Here is a 16,647-nt window from a genome sequence, read left to right on the forward strand (position 1 = left end):
GCCTCGGCCAAGCTGTCCTCGCAGATCATCAGGGATGCCGAGCTGAAGGTGTATGCCGGTGCCCCGCACGGCCTGACCATCACCCACGCCGAGCAGTTCAACGCCGACCTGCTGGCGTTCGCACGCAAGTGATGTCCCGCGGCGGCGCCCCAGGGCGCCGCCGCTCCTTCGGTAGTGCCGGCCGCTGGCCGGCAACCCGATCATCCGTCGTAATCACGCACCGCCGGCCAGCGGCCGGCTCTACCCGTGGCGGGTCAGATGTCGGTGTGGTGATGTGGTAAGGCGGTGGGCAACGGATCGTGCCCACCCACGAAGTGACGCACCACCGGCGCACGCTCACCGCGATGCAGTGCCCGCAGGGCTTCCTGGATCGCCCTGTCATCGGCGGTGATGCGCTCATGCTGGCGCAGGTGCTCCAGCCACGATGGGGTCACGAAATACTCCAGGTGAATCCCCGGAGTTGCCACGTCCTCGACCACGCCCCAGACCACCGCGCCATCGCGGCGACGGATCGTACCCAGCGCGCGCATCTGCGCCTGGAATGCCGCACGATCGGCATCGTCGATGCGGTACTCGAGGGTCACCAGCACCGGGCCCCGATCATTTGATACCGGCACCGACAGTTCCGGCGCCGGCCAGTGTCCGGCAGGGCGCAGATTCAGATCCTCGGTGCCTGCAATGCGCACCCGCCACACCAGCAGTCCTCCGATCACCGCGCCGGCGGCCGCCACCAGCAATGCCAGCTCCGGCGAAGTGCGTTGCGCCAGCGCGCCCCAGCTCAGGCCGCCGGCGGCCATGCCGGCGGAAAACACCATGATGTACAGCGCCAGTGCGCGTGCACGCACCCACGCCGGTACCGCCGTCTGCGCGGCGATCTGCAGCGACGACAGCACGGTGATCCAGGCAAACCCGTTCACCAGCATCACCGCCGGCAGCACGTACCAGCTGCGGGTCAGCGCCAGCCCGACCAGGCTCAGCGCCAGCGACAACGTCGCCAGCAGCACCAGCAGGTCGCGGTCCAGCTGCGCGCGCAGCTTCGGCAACAGCAGCGCACCGCCCACCGCACCGATCCCGATGCAGCCCAGCAGCATGCCGTACTGCCCCGCCCCGCCGTGCATCTGCCCGCGCACCACCACCGGCAGCAGGGCGTTCATCGCTGCAGCGAAGAAGAAGAAGCCGACCGACTTGATCAGCACCGCCTGCAACCGCCCGGCGCGGCTGGCGTAGCGCAGGCCCGCCTTCAGGCCCGCACCAAAGCCTTCCGGCGGCAGGCTGGACTGCTTCGGGTCGCGTTTCCAGCCCCACACCACGAACAGCATCGCGGCGAAGGTGATCGCATTGAAGCCGAACGCCCAGACCGCTCCCAGCTGGGCGACGATCACGCCGCCGACGGCCGGGCCGATCGAGCGCGCGATGTTGATGCCGATCGAGTTCAGCGCCACTGCCGAGGCCAGCATCGGCTGCGGGACCAGCTCGGACACGATCGCGGCCTGCGCCGGCATCGCCATGGCTGCACCGCAGCCCATGCAGAACGTCAGCAGCACCAGCAGCTGCGGTGTCAGCAGGTCCATCGCGGTCAACGCTGCCATCGCCGCAGCGACCATCAGCATCCAGCCCTGCGTTACCAGCAGGTATCTGCGGCGGTCAACGATGTCGGCCAGCGTGCCGGCGGCCAGTGCCAGCAGCACGATCGGCACCGTGGTGGCCGACTGCACCAGCGCCACCATCAACGGCGAGCCGGTACGCTCGGCCATCACCCAGGCGGCAGCCACGTCATTGACCCAGGTCCCGATGTTGCTGGCCAGGATTGCCAGCCAGATCGATCGGAACATCTGGATCTTCAGGGGGGACCAGGCGCCTTCGGCCGGTACGGGTTGCGACGCGTTTGCGTTCACCATTGCCATGCTCCAACGATCGAGGCGAACAACGTGTCCTGGCCACCGGCCTGCTTCAGCGCAGGACCGGCGTCGACCCAGGCCAGCTGCAGCTGCCATTGCCAGTGTTCGCTGGCCTGCCAGCGGGTTTCGGATTTGTACTGCGTGCCGATGCGGCGCGCGCCACCGGCACTGCCCGGCAACGCCAGCAGCGGCGCCGGCGTGGTGTAGACCGCATCGGCCCGGCGATGCTTCCACGCCATCTGTACGCCCAGCTCCGTCGTCACCGCGTCGCGCAGGCGCAGGGTCAGGGTCGGCTGCACGTCCATCAGATTGGCGGGGGCCAGCAGGCTGGCCTCGCTGAAGTAGGCCGATTTCGGGAACAGTGCATTGAAGGTGCCCACGCGACCATCGCGAAGGTTGCCGTCGCCACTGGCGATATCCGCCTTCAGCCCCAGCCGTGGTTGCAGCGGCCGCTCGGTCCAGCGCCAGCCGGTGTCGGTGGCCAGCGTCCAGGCGCGGACATCCAGCGTGCCGGCGACCGTCTGCAGTTCACCGCCCTGCGCCACCAGCTCGGTGTTCCAGTCCAGCGCACCGGCCTGGCCGAACCAACGCGCACCGAGGGTCTGCCGCCGCTCGGTACCGGAGCCCGCCGCAAAGCGCGCGCCTTCACGACGGTAGTCCAGCAGGTACAGATCCCATTGCCCTGGGCCACGACCCCGCGCGGTGGTCGCATACGCGCCCCACAGGTGGGCACCGCGTTCGCCGCGGTCATCGAAGGCGCCGGGTCGGTTCTCCAGCGGTCGCAGCGCCATCAAGTCCAGCGTGCCGAGGCGGCCTTTCCAGCCTGCACGGGCACCATCGAATGCCAGCCGGATGTTCGGCCCATCGCGCACCGACAACAGCCGCGAACTGCCATAGCCGGCTTCCTGCCGGCCGAGCTGCAGATGGAACCCACCGCGCTGCCAGCGCCAGTAGGCCTGCTGCACGTCCAAGGCGCCTCGGTCGGTACGGCCCGGGCCGCCTGCCTTGCCATTCTCGGCATGCACGCCCAGCTGCAGCCGTGCCTGCCAGTTGTCCTCGACATACGTGGCCGACGCCAGTGCACGCAGCAGGCCGTAGCCGTCTTCACTGCCGCCGATACCGAATCGGGCCGGGTCGTAGTACATCCCCCTGAGGCGCAGCGAGGCGTCCCATTGCACTTGGCCGTCGCCCACGTCGGTGCAGCGGGGGGCGTCACAGGCCAGCGCCATCCATGGCATGGCCAGCAGCGCCAGGCTCAGAACGCGAAGCACGAGCATCCCATCGCACCCCAGAAGGCGCTCAGGTCGTCGGTGGGCGCCGCATGCAGCGCGGCATGGCCGTGAGCACCATGCGTACTGCAGGCCACACCGTGATGGTGGCGATGCGCGGCGGCCAACCCGGTGGCGGCGCCGCCAACGTGGTAGCCACCGAAGCGGTTGACCGGCGACCAGTCCGGCATCGCCGGCGGCAGCTGCGGCGCCAGGCCGGCGTAATCGCCGTCGGCGTGCACGATGCGGCCGCCGACCACGGTCAGCAGGCTGGTGATGTCGGCGATCTGCGCGTCATCAACGCGGAAGAAGTCGGCCGAAAGCAGGATGAAATCAGCCAGCTGGCCAGCTTTCAGTGTGCCCTTCACTGCTTCGTCGCCGGAGAACCAGGCACTGCCCTGCGTCCACAGGCGCAACGCCTGCTCGCGTTCGAGCAGGTTCTCCTCGCCATACAGCGCCAGGCCGCCCACGGTGCGCCCGGTCACCAGCCAGGACAACGCCACCCACGGGTTGTAGCTGGCCACGCGGGTGGCATCGGTACCGGCACCGACCGGCACGCCTTCGGCCAGCATGCGCCTGACCGGCGGCGTGTGCCGCGCAGCCTGCACACCGTAGCGCTCGACGAAAGCTTCGCCCTGGTAGGCCATGCGGTGCTGCACGGCGATACCGCCGCCCAGCGCACGGATGCGTTCGATGTTGCGCGGGGTGATGGTCTCTGCGTGGTCGATGAACCAGTGCAGGCCATCGAACGGCACCTCGCGGTTGACCTGTTCGTACACATCGAGGATGCGGGTGATGCTCTCGTCGTAGGTGGCGTGGATACGGAACGGCCAGCGTTTCTCGACCAGCAGCTTCACCACGTCGTGCAGTTCGGGCTCAAGCTCCGGCGGCAGTTCCGGGCGCGGCTCGTTGAACAGCTCGAAGTCGGCTGCCGAGAACACCAGCATCTCGCCGGCACCATTGTGGCGCAGCAGGTCGTCGCCCTGGCGCGGCTGCAGGATTTCACTCCAGCCACGGAAGTCATCCACTTCCTTGCCCTTGTTCTGGGTGAACAGGTTGTAGGCGATGCGCACTGTCAGCTGGTCATCGCGGTGCAGCTGCTCGATGACCTGGTAATCCTCGGGGTAGTTCTGGAAGCCGCCGCCAGCGTCGATCACCGAGGTGACGCCCAGCCGGTTCAGTTCGCGCATGAAGTGGCGCGTCGAATTGGCCTGGTACTCGATCGGCAGGCGTGGCCCCTTGGCCAGCGTCGCATACAGGATCAGCGCATTCGGCTTGGCCAGCAGCAGCCCGGTCGGATTGCCCAGCGAATCGCGCACGATCTGCCCGCCCGGCGGATCCGGCGTGTCCTTGCTGTAGCCGCACGCACGCAGCGCGGCGCGGTTGAGCAGCGCGCGGTCGTACAGGTGCAGCAGGAACACCGGCGTATCCGGCGCGATGTCGTTGAGCTCCTGCAGCGTCGGCAGGCGCTTCTCGTTGAACTGTGCAGCGGTGAAGCCACCGACCACGCGCACCCACTGCGGTGCAGGGGTGCGGTCGACCTGGGCCTTCAACATGTCCAGGGCGTCGCCCAGCGAACGCAGGCCGTCCCAGCGCAGTTCAAGGTTGTAGTTCAGGCCACCACGGATCAGGTGGGTATGGCTGTCGTTGAGGCCAGGCAGCAGGCGCCTGCCCTGCGCGTCGATCAGCGTCGCTTCATTGCCCCAGCCGCGCATGATCTCCTCGTCGCTGCCGACGGCGACGATGCGGCCCTCCTGCACGGCCAGTGCCTGGGCATGCGGCTGCTGCGGGTCGAGGGTGGTGATGCGGGCATTGCGGATGACCAGGGTGCTCATGCGACGCTCCTTGGAAGTGGAATCGAGTGCGGCAGCGGCGCGACCGGCCAGGCCGAGCGCAACCGCGGCGCCGCTGGCCAGCATCACGGTGCGGCGGCCGTGGTCGAGGGGATCGTGACTCATGCGAAAGCTCCCGGAAGTCGTAGGCCATCCAGCGCCCAGGCCCCCGGCCCGGCCAGCGCGAGGGCCAGCAGCACCGTGGTCCACATCAGCGGGTACTCACTGCCGCCGCGCATCCAGAACCAGCCCTTGGGCAGGGCCAACAGGACGGTGAAGCCGATGAAGGCAGCGGCGGCAAGCGCGGCGATGCGGGTCTGCCAGCCGAGCAGCACGGCCAGCCCGGACAGCACCTGCAGCAGGGACAACAGCAGCGGCAACGGCGCCACTGCCGGCAGCCCGAAACCGCGCAGCTCTGCAGCAAAGCCATGCAGCCCGGGTCCACCGAACCAGCCGAACAGCTTGCCCAGCGCGTGCGGCAGCAGGAAGCCGCCTGCCGCCACGCGCAGCATCAGCAGGGCCAGGTCGAGGCCATGGCCAGCCAGCATGCTCAGTGCCCGCCTTCCTGCGCGCCGAACATGCGCTTGGCGTACTGGATGCCGATGCCATAGCCGCCGGCGTGGTCGCGGGCGATGCCGGTGGTCAGGTCGTAGGTTTCACCCCGTGCCCAGTCGCGCTGCAGTTCGAGCAGGTACTGCACGCTGGTCATCGGCACCGCGCCGGCCTGCACCATGCGGGTGATCGCACGCTCGTGCGCTTCTTCGCTGACGTCGCCGCAGGCATCGGTGATCACATGGACCTCGAACCCCTGCGCCAGCGCCGACAGCGCCGGCCCAACGATGCAGACGCTGGTCCACAGGCCGGCAAGAACCAGCCGGCGCTTGCCGATGCGGTTGATCTCATCGATCACCGGCTGGTCTTCCCAGGTGTTCATCGAAGTGCGGTCGAACACCGGCTGGCCCGGGAAGATCTGCGGCAGCTCCGGGAACATCGGGCCGGAGAATGACGTCTCGGCCACCGTGGTCAACACGACCGGCACGTTGAACCCCTTGGCCCCCTTGCTGATCAGCGACACGTTGTTGCGCAGCGCGGAGATGTCGATGGTGTGGGTGGCGAACGCCATCTGCGACTGGAAGTCGATCAGCACCAGGGCGTGGTCGGTCGGCGACAGCAGGGCCGGGGCGGGCGTGGCGGTGGCAAGGCTCATGGATGGACTCCGTGGGAAACACGATCATGGGGAAGCAACAGGGCGGCGTCGCCGGCCCGATACTGGCCGGGGCTGCACCCGGTCTCCGCGCGGAAGCTGCGGACGAAATGGCTCTGGTCGAAGAAGCCCAGCTGCTGGGCCAGGCACGCCATCGGCAGCTGCGCACCCGGCAGCAACTGGCAGGCGCGCTGGATGCGGCGGCGGCGCACATAGCGCAACGGGCTGGCGCCGGTGCCGCTACGGAACAGGCGCACCAGATGGAAGCGGCTGACGCAGGCGGCGGCCGCCAGCTCGGTGACCCGCAGCGGCTGCGACAGGTGCTCATCGACATAGCGCAGGGCTCGCTGCAGTGCGGCGGCCTGCTGCGGGGCAAGCGGGATGGCGGACGGATCGGGCGGACTGACGGTGGCCATGCGGGGCGCCGCGAGGGGGTGGCCCATGGTGCGCGGCCGGCGTGCGATGCCCTACCCCCGTCGGTCGAGGCCGGCGCCTACCCGAATGGGGGAGGCCGACGGCCGAGCAGGCGGCGCCCGAACCAACGCGCGTCCAGCGAATAGGCGCCCGGCCCCACCATCAGCAGCGCCGGTGGCAACACCACCAGCGGCCAAGGCGCCTGCTGCGCGAACATGCCCGCGACCGCCATCATCGCCGCCAGGGGTGTCAACACCCCCAGCGCGAGCATGGCCGCCGCCAGCAGGCACAGCAGCCACCAGCCGGCGTGCACGCCGGGCGTGCACAACGCCGAAGCCAAGCACAGCCGCAGCCACAGCAGGCCAATGCCCGGACCGCGGTCGGGGAACATCACGAACAGGCGCTGCATGGATGCGCTCCGGGAGTCATGCCGGCGTGATAGCCGACGGCAACGCCCGTTGCCTACCCCGTTCGGGTCACCCCGGGCTGCCCCACACCTGCCAGAATGCGCGCCATGCGTGGCCGCCCCTTCCCGTTCCTGCGTCGCCTGCCGGCGCTGCTGACGTGCCTGCTGCTGTTGACCGCCCTGCCCGCCCTTGCCGTGCAGCGCCCGCCGGTGAGCGGTGGCCTGCCCGATTACGAACACACGGCCTGGCGGGTCGGCCAGGGCGCGCCCGGCGACATCTGGGACATCACCCAGGACCGGGACGGCCTGTTGTGGCTGGCCACCGGCTCGGGCCTGTACCGCTTCGATGGCCGCCGTTTCGAACGACAGCCGGCCCCGGCCGGCAGCCACTTCCCGTCCACCAACATGGTCACCCTGGCCCATGGCCACGACGGCGCCCTGTGGATCGGCTACTTCCAGGCCGGCATCAGCCGCTTCGCGCACGGTCAGTTGCACAGCTATGGCCGCCAGCAAGGCGTGCCGGTCGGCGTGGTGCCGCACTTCAGCCAGGATCGCGAGGGCCAGCTGTGGGCGGCGATCAATGGCGGGCTGCGCCGGTTCGATGGACAACGCTGGCAGCCCATGCCGGCCAGCGCCGGGCTGCCCGAGCGCCGTGTGCAGTGGGTGCTGCACGACAGCCGGGGAACGTTCTGGGTAGTGGCCGACCTGAGGATCTGGATGCGTGCCGCCGGCCAGGCCACGTTCAAGGACACTGGCATCGCCGTCTCGCAGATGGCGACGCTGGCCGAAAGTCCGCAGGGCGAAGTGTGGCTGGCTGACCGCGTGCGCGGCACGTCGCCGCTGGCCAATGCGCAGGGCCTGCTACCGGACACCGAGCGTGAAGCGCGGCGGCTGCCGGCGCTGGTCGCCGCGCGCCTGCAGTTCACCGCCGACGGTGCGTTGTGGGCCACGATGAGCCCGCACGGCGGCGTCGCCCGCGTCACCTTCGCCGGCACCCAGGCCGTGCGCATGGAGCGCTTCGATTCGCCGCACGGGCTGACCGCCACCTCGGCGGTGCCGATCATCGTCGATCGCGAAGGCAATCTCTGGGTCGGCACCAATCTCGGCCTCAACCGCTTCCGCGCACGCAGCGTGCACACCCTGGTGGTCGGGCCGAGCGATCCCTACCGCTCGCTGGTACGGGCCAGCGATGGTCGCGTGTATGGCTATGGCGAAGACCTCAGGCCCTATGATCTGCAACGCCACCTGCTGGATGGCAGCGCGCCGCAGCTGCAGGCCGCCGCGCGCCAGGCGCCCACGCCGATCTGGCAGTTCGACTGGGTCAACCTTGCGCGCACGGTGGCCGGCCACACGACATTGATTCCGCTGCCGGCCCCGTTCACCGGGCAGCCCCTGCACGCCCTGCTGTTCCCCGACGACACCCAGGCCTGGGTCTGCACGGGGGAGCGTGGCGTCCTGCAGTACCTGCACGGCCAGTGGCGGCAGGAAGGCCGTCTGCCCGAACAGGCCTGCTCATCGCTGGCGCTCGATGCCCGTGGCCAGCTGCTGCTCGGCTATGCCGATGGCCGTCTGCGCCGGATGGGAGCCACCCGCATCGACACCCTCGATGCCCGCCAGGGCCTGTCCGTCGGGCCGGTCACCGCGATACTGCAGCATCAGGAGCTGCTGCTGGTGGCCGGCGAGGCCGGCCTGGCCGCACGTCTGGGCGAGGGCCGTTTCGTTCCGGTGCGCACCGACATGGCCGGTGTACTGGAAGGCATCACCGGCATGGTTGCAGATCCGAACGGGCACCTCTGGCTCAACGGCAGCCGCGGCCTGGTCAGGCTGGAAAGCGGCCCGTTGCGCGCGGCCCTGCGCAGCGGCCAGCCGGTCACGCCGCGCCTGTTCGATGCGATCGATGGCATGCCCGGCATCGCCCTGCAGAGCGGGCCCATCGCCACTGCCGTCCTGGCCGATGACGGCCTGCTGTGGCTGGCCACCAACCAGGGCCTGGCCTGGCTCGACACGACCCGTTCGCACGTCAATGCGATGGCGCCCAGCGTCCGCATCGGCGAAGTGCTCTATGGCAGCATGCATGCGCCACTGCGCGACGGCCTGCGCCTTCCAGCCGGCACCAGCCAGTTGCAGATCGACTACGTGGCGCTGTCGCTGGCGCGCCCGGAACGCAACCGCTACCGCTACCGACTGTCCGGCGTCGACGACGGCTGGCAGGATGCCGGCAGCAGCACCCGCGCGTACTACACCAATCTGGCCCCGGGCAAATACCGGTTCGAGGTCGAAGCGGCCAACGAAGACAGCATCTGGAGCACCGCACCGGCCAGCCGCAGCTTCCGCATCGCCCCCACCTTCGTGCAGACGGTGTGGTTCAAGCTGCTGTGCGCCGCCGCGATACTTGCACTGCTGGTGATGGCGGTGCGCATCCGCAGCGGGCAGCTGGCCGCACTGTTCCGCGCGCGCCTGCAGGAACGCAATGGCGAACGCGAACGCATCGCACGCGACCTGCATGACACCCTGTTGCAGGGCAGCCAGGGCCTGATCCTGCGCCTGCATGCGATCAGCCAGTCAGCGCAGACGCCCGAGCCGGTACGCAGCCAGCTGGAATCGGCGATGCAGCTGGCCGAACGCAACCTGGCCGAGGGCCGCGAGCGGGTCAATGCCCTGCGCGAGGGCCCCTTCGCCGGCCGCGACCTTGCCTCGGCGCTGGCCGATGTGCACGCCGAGTACGCCGGGCACGGCACCAACCCACTGCGCTTGACCGTCGAAGGCACGGCGCCACCGCTGCAGGCCGACGCGGCCGAAGAGGTGTTCCTGATCGGCCGGGAGGCCATCCGCAATGCACTGCGCCACGCCAGTGCCAGCGCCATCGAAGTTGAACTGTCCTACGGCGCGCGGTGCTTCCTGCTGCACGTGCGCGATGATGGCGTGGGCATCGCCGACGAAAATGCAGGCCATGGCCATTGGGGCCTGCAGGGCATGCGTGAGCGCGCGCAGCGCCTCGGCGCGGAGCTGCAGCTGTGGACCCGCCCCGGGCTGGGCACTGAAGTCGCGCTGGCAGTTCCCGCCCGGCGCCTGTATCACCGCCGCCCCTCACGTTGGCGGTGGCCCTGGAGAAGAACATCCCATGAGTGAGTCCCCTGCCCCGATCGGCGTGCTGGTGGTCGACGACCACCCGTTGCTGCGTGACGGACTGGCCGCGCTGCTGGGCGCCCAGCCCGACCTGCGCCTGCTGGGCGAAGCCGCCGACGGCGAGGAAGCCATCGCCTGCTACCAGCAACTACGGCCGGACGTCGTGCTGATGGACCTGCAGATGCCACGCCTGGATGGCGTCGAGGCCATCGTGCGGATCCGCGCGATGGACCCGCGCGCGCGCATCATCGTGCTGACCACCTACCGTGGTGACGTACGCGCGGTACGGGCACTGCAGGCCGGCGCCAGCGCCTACCTGCTGAAGGACATGCTGCGCCACGAACTGGTCGATACCATCCGCATGGTCGCCGGTGGCCGCCGCGCGCCGATTCCGCCGGCGGTGGCGGCCAGCATTGCCGCGCACGTGGTGGAAGACCGGTTGTCGCCGCGCGAGACCGAGGTGCTGCGGCATGTGGCCGGTGGCCTGTCGAACAAGCGCATCGGCGAGCGCATGCAGATTTCCGAGCAGACGGTGAAGGCGCACATGAAGAGCCTGATGGACAAGCTCGGTGTGGGTGATCGCACCCATGCGGTCACCCAGGCACTGCGGCGCGGCATCATCAGCCTGGACGACAGCGGGCACGATTAGCGAGTGTTCGGCAGGGCCTGCAGCCCTGCACCCGCGGTAGTGCCGGCCGCTGGCCGGCAACCTCAACAGCAAAATCAAAAGCGGGCTCTCCGTGGGATGGCGGGTGGTAGGTGTCGACCTTGGTCGACACGGTAGATCCACGCCATGCGTGGATGGATCTCTGTCAGATATCGAAATACATCTGGGGTCAGATCCGTTTTCCTCCGGAAAACGGATCTGACCCCGAGAGCGGTTCCAACAGACCGCAGGTGCAGGGCTGCAGGCCCTGCCAATCACCCCTACTTCAAACGCAGCAGCAGGCTGCTGCCCGCACACACCACCGCCAACCAGGCCACGCCGTGCCATCCCCATTGCGCCAGCGCCAGGCTGCCCAGCGCGCCACCGGCCGCCATGCCGATGAACATGCCCGTGAACAGGAGCGCATTGAGGCGACTGCGCGCCGGTGGCACCAGGCCGTAGACCAGCGTCTGGTGCGCCACCAGCGCCGACTGGAAACCGAAGTCGAACAGCAATGCACTCACCACCAGCAGCGGCAGCAGCGCAGCGACCGGCAGCCAGGCTTCGGCCAGCAACAGGCCGAAGCCCAGCAGTGCCACTGCGATCGCCAGCCGCGCCACCGCATGGCTGCCCAACCGATCGGCGAAGCGACCGGCGAACGGCGCGGCCAGGGCACCGGCCGCACCGGCGATACCAAACGCACCGGCCGCAGCACTGCCCAGGCCCAGGCGTGCGTGCAGCATCAACGCCAGCGTCGACCAGAACGCGCTGAAGCCCACGGCCAGCAGCGACTGGCTGGCCACCGCGCGGCGCAATTGTGGCTGCTCGCGCCACAACGCCAGCAACGAACCCAGCAGCGCCGGATAGCGCAGCGTGCTGGTCGGTGCAAAGCGCGGCAGCGCGCGCGCCATCACCGCGCCCATCGCGGCCACCGATACCGCAGCCAGTACGAACTGCGTGCGCCAACCCCATGCTTCAGCCACCACGCCACTGACCACGCGCGACAACAGGATGCCGAGCAGCAGGCCGGTCATCACCCGGCCGACGATCTGACCGCGTTGTGCATCCGGCGCCAGCACCGCCGCGGCGGGCACGATGTCCTGCGCCAGCGTGGCCATCAGCCCGACCAGCAGGCTGGCCATCAGCAGCCCCGGCAGGTGCCCGGCCATCGCTGCGGCGCCCAGTGCCAGCGCCAGCAGCGCGGACTTCAACAGGATCAGGTTGCGGCGGTCGAAGCGGTCGCCCAGCGGTGCCAGCAGCAGGATGCCCAGCGCATACCCCAGCTGGGTCAAGGTCGGCACCAGGCCGGCGGCGCGTTCACCTGCGCCGAGGTCCTGGGCGATCAGGCCCAACATCGGCTGGCTGTAGTACAGCGAGGCGACCGAGAAGCCGGCGCCGGCCGCCATCGCCAGCACCAACGGCGTGGACGGTGCGGTCGCGGGTGCGGCGGCGACGGACAGCGAGGGGGTAGACATGGGGAAGTCCGGTGGAGGAGGTGGACGTATCCTGCCTGTATTCGCTTGGCGTCTGTAGTAGGCTCCTGCACATACATTTCATACGTGCCACGCATGAATGACCTTGCCACCGGCGCCGATCGCCTGGATCTGCTGCGCACCTTCCTGCGCATCGTCGATGCCGGCAGCCTGTCTGCCGCAGCCGTGCAGCTGGGCACCACCCAGCCGACAGTCAGCCGGCGCCTGCAGGCGCTGGAGCGTCAGCTCGGCCTTCGCCTGCTGCAGCGCTCCACCCACGGCCTGCAGCTGACCGAGGACGGGCTGCGCTGCCAGCGTCATGCACAACGCGTGGTCGACGAATGGGAGTCGCTGCAGGCCGAGCTGCAGGGCGAACCGGAAACGCTGCGTGGATGCCTGCGCGTGATGGTGCCGCACGCCTTCGGCCAGGCCCAGCTGCTGCCGACCATGCTGGCCTTCCTCGCCCAGCATCCGCAGCTGAGCCTGGAGTGGATCCTGGAAGATCGCCGCCCCGACTTCGTCGCCGAAGGCATCGACTGCGCGGTGCGGGTCGGCCCGGTGGACGAGCCGCGCATGGTCGCGCTGCCGCTGGCCGAAGTGCCGCGCATCGTCGTGGCAGCGCCCTCGCTGGTGCAGGCCACGGTGGTGCGCACGCCGGAACAGGCGCAGTCACTGCCGTGGATCTCGCTGGTCACCTATTACCGCGAGCGCCTGCTGCTGCATGACGCGCAGGGGCGCGCGCACACGCTGTCGATCAGCCCACGCCTGCTGACCGACAACCTGTTCGTGGTGCAGCAGGCCGCGCGCGCGGGGTTGGGCGCGGCGGTGGTCTCGGCCTGGCTGGTCGCAGAGGACCTGGCACAAGGGCGCCTGGTGCAGCTGCTGCCGGACTGGCAGGCACCGGCGCTCCCGGTGCACGTGGTGTTTCCTGCCGCGCGCCAGCAGCCGCCCCGGCTGCGCGCCTTCATCGACGCGATGAAGGCCGCATTGCCGCAGCTGCACGGAATGCGGCCGGCACCGCGCTAGCGCCCGCTCACACCATCCACGCATGGCGTGGATCTCCTGACGATACGGGTAGCTCCACGCCATGCGTGGATTCCGTTCGAGGCCACAGGGTCAGAGCGCTTCCCGGCGGGAAGGGATCGGACCCTGTCGATCATTGCGCCTTGGCAGCCTCGGCATTCCACGCCGCGACCTTTGCCTTGGTGTCGGCCAGCATCTTGTCCAGCGCGGCACGGTCATACACGTTGCCACGCAGCACCACGCTGTCGATCTTCTCGGTGGCGGCAATGTCCTGCAGCGGGTTGGCGGTCAGCAGCACCAGATCGGCGGCCTTGCCCTGCGCCACACCACCATAGCGGTCCATCTGGCCGAACCAGGCCGGGCCGGAACGGGTGGCGGCCGACAGCGCCTGCGGCGCGCTCAGGCCCTCCTTCACGAACAACTGCAACTCCTGGTGCAGGGCGATGCCCGGGAAATTGAACGAATTGAGGAAGCCCGCATCAGTGCCGGCGATGATCGTGACCCCCGCTTCCTGCAGCATCGGCAGCACGGCAGCCACCTGGTGATACTGCGCGTGGCGCGCCTCGATCTGTGCCGGCGTGGCCTTTGCCGCACGATCCACGCGCCATTGGTAGGTCGCGCGCAGGCCCGGGCCGATGTAGGCCAGGTACGGGTCGTTGGCATGGTCATCCTGGTCGAGGAAGTCGAGGATGCGGCCGCCGTTGAGGGTCGGGGTCACGAACACGCCACGCTTGGCGAAATCACGGTAGGCATGCATCGCCGTGTCACGGTCGAAACTGGCATCGAGGCGGCGGTTGGCTTCGGCGCGGTCGATGCGGCCTGCGCCGAAGTCGGCGGCGATCTGCGCTTCGTCCTTGCTGCCGGCCTTGAATGCATAGTCCAGATGCTCGATCGAGGCCAGGCCGGCATCGACCGCCTGCTCCACGGTCAGCGCCATCGGAATGTGGCCCGAGGCCTTGAAGCCGGCCTTGCGCGCGGCACCGGCCGCGTACAGGAACAGCTCCGGCGTCAGCGTGCTGTCGGTGATCTTCACGAAATCGACCTTGTCATGCTGCAGGCGGGTGATCGCCTGGTCGACGTCGGCTTGGCTGCCGACTTCGATCGTCCCCTTCCACACCGGCTTGATGCCTTCGATCTTCGCACCCGAGCTGAGCAGGCGCGGGCCGAACAGCGTGCCCTTGGCAATTTCGCCGCGCCACTGCAGCACCTGCCCGGGCAGGTCGCCGGAACAGTCACGCACGGTGGTGATGCCGTGCGCGATGTACAGCGGTAGCAGCGCCTTGTTCTCTTCGATCAGCGCCGGGCCACCGCCGAAGTGCACGTGCATGTCCCACAGGCCCGGGATCAGGTACTTGCCCTTGGCATCGATCTGGCGGGCTGCGCTCCACTGGCCGCGCAGCTGGGCGTCCGGGCCGACCGCAACGATGTCCTCGCCACGGATCACCACGCTCTGCCCGGCCCGGGTGCTGGCATGTTCCACGTCGACCACGGTGGCGTTGCGGATCAGCAGGTCGGCGCGCTCGGCAGCAGACGCCGACAGCGGCGCCACCGCGAGGAGGATGGCAAGGGACAACGGACGGGAACGGAACATGGACAGCATCCTGGTGGGCACGCCCAGCGTGCGGGTGGAAGGGGTTTGCATTCAGCGCGTCGCGCCGTGCTGGCGCAACAGGGTTTCAATGCCGGCATAGCCGCGCTGGCGCGCGTGTGCCAGCGGCGTCACGCCATCACCGTCAGCCAGCTCGGGATCGGCACCGGCATCGAGCAGCAGCTGCACGATCTGCACGTGGCGCGCGCCGCCATCGCCGAGCAGGATCGCTTCCAGCAGCGCGGTCCAGTGCAGGCGGTTGACATGATCCACCGCGACGCCGGCGCGCAGCAGCGTGCGCACGGTGGACACGTGGCCACGCTCGGCGGCGGGAATCAGCGCGGTGCCGCCATAGCGGTTGGTGCTGTGCAGATCGGCGCCCTGCGCCAGCGTCATCGCCAGGATCTCGTCCAGCCCACGCGCACCGGCATACAGGTAGGCGCTGTCCTGCAACGCATCCTTGGCGTTGACGTCGGCGCCGGCTTCGATCAGCGCGCGCGCGGCCTCCACGTTGTTGCCGTGCGTGGCCAGCAGCAGCGCCGTGCGGCCCTGGCCATCGCGCGCCTCCAGCGTGGCGCCCTCCCCGATCGCCTTTCGCACCGCATCGGCGTCGCCGCGGCTGGCGGCATCACGCAGGCGGCCATCAACGTCGGCTTTGGACGTTGCGGTGCAGGCGGGCGTGGCCATGGCCAGCAGGCACAACAGCAGCACGCGCGCGAACGGCGCAGGCCTGGCAGCAGAACAATGGAAGCGCATGACGTGTCTCCTCGTGTCCGTCGCACGGAACCCCGGGCGGCGGTGGCAGCAGCCGGGCATTGCCGGGCCGTGGCCTGCATGGTAGAAGTCGGCCGGGGTATCCAGAAGTGAAATGTTCAAATGGCTGACAGTGCCAAATCGAATAGAACGCTGTTCGAACTGGACCTGCTGCGGGCGCTGGTGATGGTGGCCGACTGCGGCAGCTTCACCACGGCAGCCACGCGCCTGCATTCGACCCAGTCCACGGTCAGCCAGAAGGTGCGCCGGCTGGAAGCGTTGGCGGGGCATCGCCTGCTTGAACGCGGCCACCGCGATGTCCATCCCACCGATGCCGGCCACACCCTGCTCGGCTACGCCCGGCGCATGCTCGACCTGAACGAGGAAATGGCGCAGGCACTGGCCGGCGCCACGGTGGAGACCGCGGTGCGCATCGGCGTTCCCGAGGACTTCGTCAATGCGCAGACCACGCGCATGCTGGCCGCCTTCAGCCGTCGCCACCCGCAGGTGAAGCTGGAGATCAGCAGCGGCCTCAGCCGCGACCTGGCACAGGGTTTCGACCACGGCGAGCTGGACCTGGTGCTGGTCAAGCAGCGCCGCAACAGCCGCCAGGCGGTGCACTGCCGCCGCGAGCCGATGCACTGGATCGACAGCCTGCGCAGCAGCTGCCTGCAGCAGGATCCGCTGCCGCTGGTCACCTTCCCGCCGCGCGGGCTGTACCGCGACGAGATGATCCACGCCGTGGAAGCACTGGGCCTGCGCTGGCGCATCGCGTTCACCAGCTCGTCGCTGAGTGGCATCCAGGGCGCGGTGGCCGATGGCATCGGCATCAGCCTGTTGCCGCGTCGGGCGGTCACCCGCGACCACCGCATCATCGATGGCGATCGCGCGCTGCCGGTGATCGACAATTACGAGATCGGCCTGTTGCACCGCGCGGACGCTGATGACGCCGTGCGTGCGCTGGCCAGCGAGCTGTGGCGGCAGGTACAGCGCGAACCGGAGTGACCACAGTGGATC

15 protein-coding genes are annotated in these 16,647 nt (G+C 69.2%); 5 read left to right on the forward strand and 10 right to left on the reverse strand.

What is annotated here, in order from left to right:
• Window positions 1–132 (forward strand): alpha/beta fold hydrolase (locus AC5P9I_RS17170; protein ID WP_495217379.1); only part of this gene is annotated, 132 nt, incomplete at its 5' end.
• A gap of 122 nt (window positions 133–254) precedes the next feature.
• Here the strand turns inward: AC5P9I_RS17170 and AC5P9I_RS17175 are convergent.
• The 7 genes from AC5P9I_RS17175 to AC5P9I_RS17205 all read right to left on the reverse strand — a co-directional run bounded on the left by AC5P9I_RS17175 (window position 255) and on the right by AC5P9I_RS17205 (window position 7,025).
• Window positions 255–1,898, reverse strand: a complete 1,644-nt coding sequence (locus AC5P9I_RS17175; RefSeq protein WP_130767957.1) for an MFS transporter — start codon at window positions 1,896–1,898, stop codon at window positions 255–257.
• Window positions 1,892–3,175 (reverse strand): alginate export family protein, encoded by a 1,284-nt coding sequence (locus AC5P9I_RS17180; RefSeq protein ID WP_130767956.1) that lies wholly within the window; start codon window positions 3,173–3,175, stop codon window positions 1,892–1,894. Before AC5P9I_RS17180 ends, AC5P9I_RS17175 begins: the two co-directional genes overlap by 7 nt.
• Window positions 3,154–5,001 (reverse strand): amidohydrolase, encoded by a 1,848-nt coding sequence (locus AC5P9I_RS17185; protein ID WP_187756589.1) that lies wholly within the window; start codon window positions 4,999–5,001, stop codon window positions 3,154–3,156. The genes AC5P9I_RS17180 and AC5P9I_RS17185 overlap by 22 nt, the downstream gene beginning before the upstream one ends.
• A gap of 119 nt (window positions 5,002–5,120) precedes the next feature.
• On the reverse strand, window positions 5,121–5,546 hold the full coding sequence (locus AC5P9I_RS17190) for a DoxX family protein (RefSeq protein WP_074725355.1): 426 nt from the start codon (window positions 5,544–5,546) through the stop codon (window positions 5,121–5,123).
• A gap of 2 nt (window positions 5,547–5,548) precedes the next feature.
• On the reverse strand, window positions 5,549–6,205 hold the full coding sequence (locus AC5P9I_RS17195) for a hydrolase (RefSeq protein WP_014647472.1): 657 nt from the start codon (window positions 6,203–6,205) through the stop codon (window positions 5,549–5,551).
• Complete coding sequence (locus tag AC5P9I_RS17200; protein WP_049465175.1) at window positions 6,202–6,618, reverse strand: helix-turn-helix transcriptional regulator; 417 nt, start codon at window positions 6,616–6,618, stop codon at window positions 6,202–6,204. Before AC5P9I_RS17200 ends, AC5P9I_RS17195 begins: the two co-directional genes overlap by 4 nt.
• 77 nt (window positions 6,619–6,695) lie before the next feature.
• Complete coding sequence (locus AC5P9I_RS17205; protein ID WP_049465174.1) at window positions 6,696–7,025, reverse strand: hypothetical protein; 330 nt, start codon at window positions 7,023–7,025, stop codon at window positions 6,696–6,698.
• Window positions 7,026–7,121: 96 nt separating this feature from the next.
• Here AC5P9I_RS17205 and AC5P9I_RS17210 point away from each other — a divergent pair, with 96 nt between their 5' ends.
• Entirely contained in the window at window positions 7,122–10,151 is a 3,030-nt protein-coding gene (locus tag AC5P9I_RS17210; RefSeq protein ID WP_130767954.1) for a sensor histidine kinase, read from the forward strand.
• Entirely contained in the window at window positions 10,144–10,797 is a 654-nt protein-coding gene (locus AC5P9I_RS17215) for a response regulator (RefSeq protein ID WP_049469363.1), read from the forward strand. The genes AC5P9I_RS17210 and AC5P9I_RS17215 overlap by 8 nt, the downstream gene beginning before the upstream one ends.
• A gap of 278 nt (window positions 10,798–11,075) precedes the next feature.
• Here AC5P9I_RS17215 and AC5P9I_RS17220 read toward each other — a convergent pair whose 3' ends face one another.
• On the reverse strand, window positions 11,076–12,269 hold the full coding sequence (locus AC5P9I_RS17220) for an MFS transporter (protein ID WP_130767953.1): 1,194 nt from the start codon (window positions 12,267–12,269) through the stop codon (window positions 11,076–11,078).
• A 93-nt stretch (window positions 12,270–12,362) separates the two neighbouring features.
• Here AC5P9I_RS17220 and AC5P9I_RS17225 point away from each other — a divergent pair, with 93 nt between their 5' ends.
• Window positions 12,363–13,292, forward strand: coding sequence for a LysR family transcriptional regulator (locus AC5P9I_RS17225; protein WP_130767952.1), 930 nt, complete (start codon window positions 12,363–12,365; stop codon window positions 13,290–13,292).
• A 130-nt stretch (window positions 13,293–13,422) separates the two neighbouring features.
• Here the strand turns inward: AC5P9I_RS17225 and AC5P9I_RS17230 are convergent, their stop codons facing one another.
• Together AC5P9I_RS17230 and AC5P9I_RS17235 are read right to left on the reverse strand one after the other, a co-directional pair.
• On the reverse strand, window positions 13,423–14,880 hold the full coding sequence (locus AC5P9I_RS17230; protein WP_130767951.1) for an amidohydrolase family protein: 1,458 nt from the start codon (window positions 14,878–14,880) through the stop codon (window positions 13,423–13,425).
• 51 nt (window positions 14,881–14,931) lie between these two features.
• Window positions 14,932–15,633, reverse strand: coding sequence for an ankyrin repeat domain-containing protein (locus tag AC5P9I_RS17235; protein ID WP_130767950.1), 702 nt, complete (start codon window positions 15,631–15,633; stop codon window positions 14,932–14,934).
• Window positions 15,634–15,753: 120 nt separating this feature from the next.
• Between AC5P9I_RS17235 and AC5P9I_RS17240 the strand changes: the two genes are divergently transcribed.
• Window positions 15,754–16,635 (forward strand): LysR substrate-binding domain-containing protein, encoded by an 882-nt coding sequence (locus tag AC5P9I_RS17240; RefSeq protein ID WP_049465161.1) that lies wholly within the window; start codon window positions 15,754–15,756, stop codon window positions 16,633–16,635.
• The last annotated feature ends 12 nt before the right edge of the window (window positions 16,636–16,647 follow it).

The sequence above is a fragment of the Stenotrophomonas sp. YJH_SMC_29 genome, assembly GCF_059371235.1.

Coding starts and splice junctions, on each gene's coding strand:
- AC5P9I_RS17175 (WP_130767957.1), bottom strand. CDS start 1,898: ATGGTGAACGCAAACGCGTCGCAACCCGTACCGGCCGAAGGCGCCTGG.
- AC5P9I_RS17180 (WP_130767956.1), bottom strand. CDS start 3,175: ATGCTCGTGCTTCGCGTTCTGAGCCTGGCGCTGCTGGCCATGCCATGG.
- AC5P9I_RS17185 (WP_187756589.1), bottom strand. CDS start 5,001: ATGAGCACCCTGGTCATCCGCAATGCCCGCATCACCACCCTCGACCCG.
- AC5P9I_RS17190 (WP_074725355.1), bottom strand. CDS start 5,546: ATGCTGGCTGGCCATGGCCTCGACCTGGCCCTGCTGATGCTGCGCGTG.
- AC5P9I_RS17195 (WP_014647472.1), bottom strand. CDS start 6,205: ATGAGCCTTGCCACCGCCACGCCCGCCCCGGCCCTGCTGTCGCCGACC.
- AC5P9I_RS17200 (WP_049465175.1), bottom strand. CDS start 6,618: ATGGCCACCGTCAGTCCGCCCGATCCGTCCGCCATCCCGCTTGCCCCG.
- AC5P9I_RS17205 (WP_049465174.1), bottom strand. CDS start 7,025: ATGCAGCGCCTGTTCGTGATGTTCCCCGACCGCGGTCCGGGCATTGGC.
- AC5P9I_RS17210 (WP_130767954.1), top strand. CDS start 7,122: ATGCGCGCCATGCGTGGCCGCCCCTTCCCGTTCCTGCGTCGCCTGCCG.
- AC5P9I_RS17215 (WP_049469363.1), top strand. CDS start 10,144: ATGAGTGAGTCCCCTGCCCCGATCGGCGTGCTGGTGGTCGACGACCAC.
- AC5P9I_RS17220 (WP_130767953.1), bottom strand. CDS start 12,269: ATGTCTACCCCCTCGCTGTCCGTCGCCGCCGCACCCGCGACCGCACCG.
- AC5P9I_RS17225 (WP_130767952.1), top strand. CDS start 12,363: ATGAATGACCTTGCCACCGGCGCCGATCGCCTGGATCTGCTGCGCACC.
- AC5P9I_RS17230 (WP_130767951.1), bottom strand. CDS start 14,880: ATGTTCCGTTCCCGTCCGTTGTCCCTTGCCATCCTCCTCGCGGTGGCG.
- AC5P9I_RS17235 (WP_130767950.1), bottom strand. CDS start 15,633: ATGCGCTTCCATTGTTCTGCTGCCAGGCCTGCGCCGTTCGCGCGCGTG.
- AC5P9I_RS17240 (WP_049465161.1), top strand. CDS start 15,754: ATGGCTGACAGTGCCAAATCGAATAGAACGCTGTTCGAACTGGACCTG.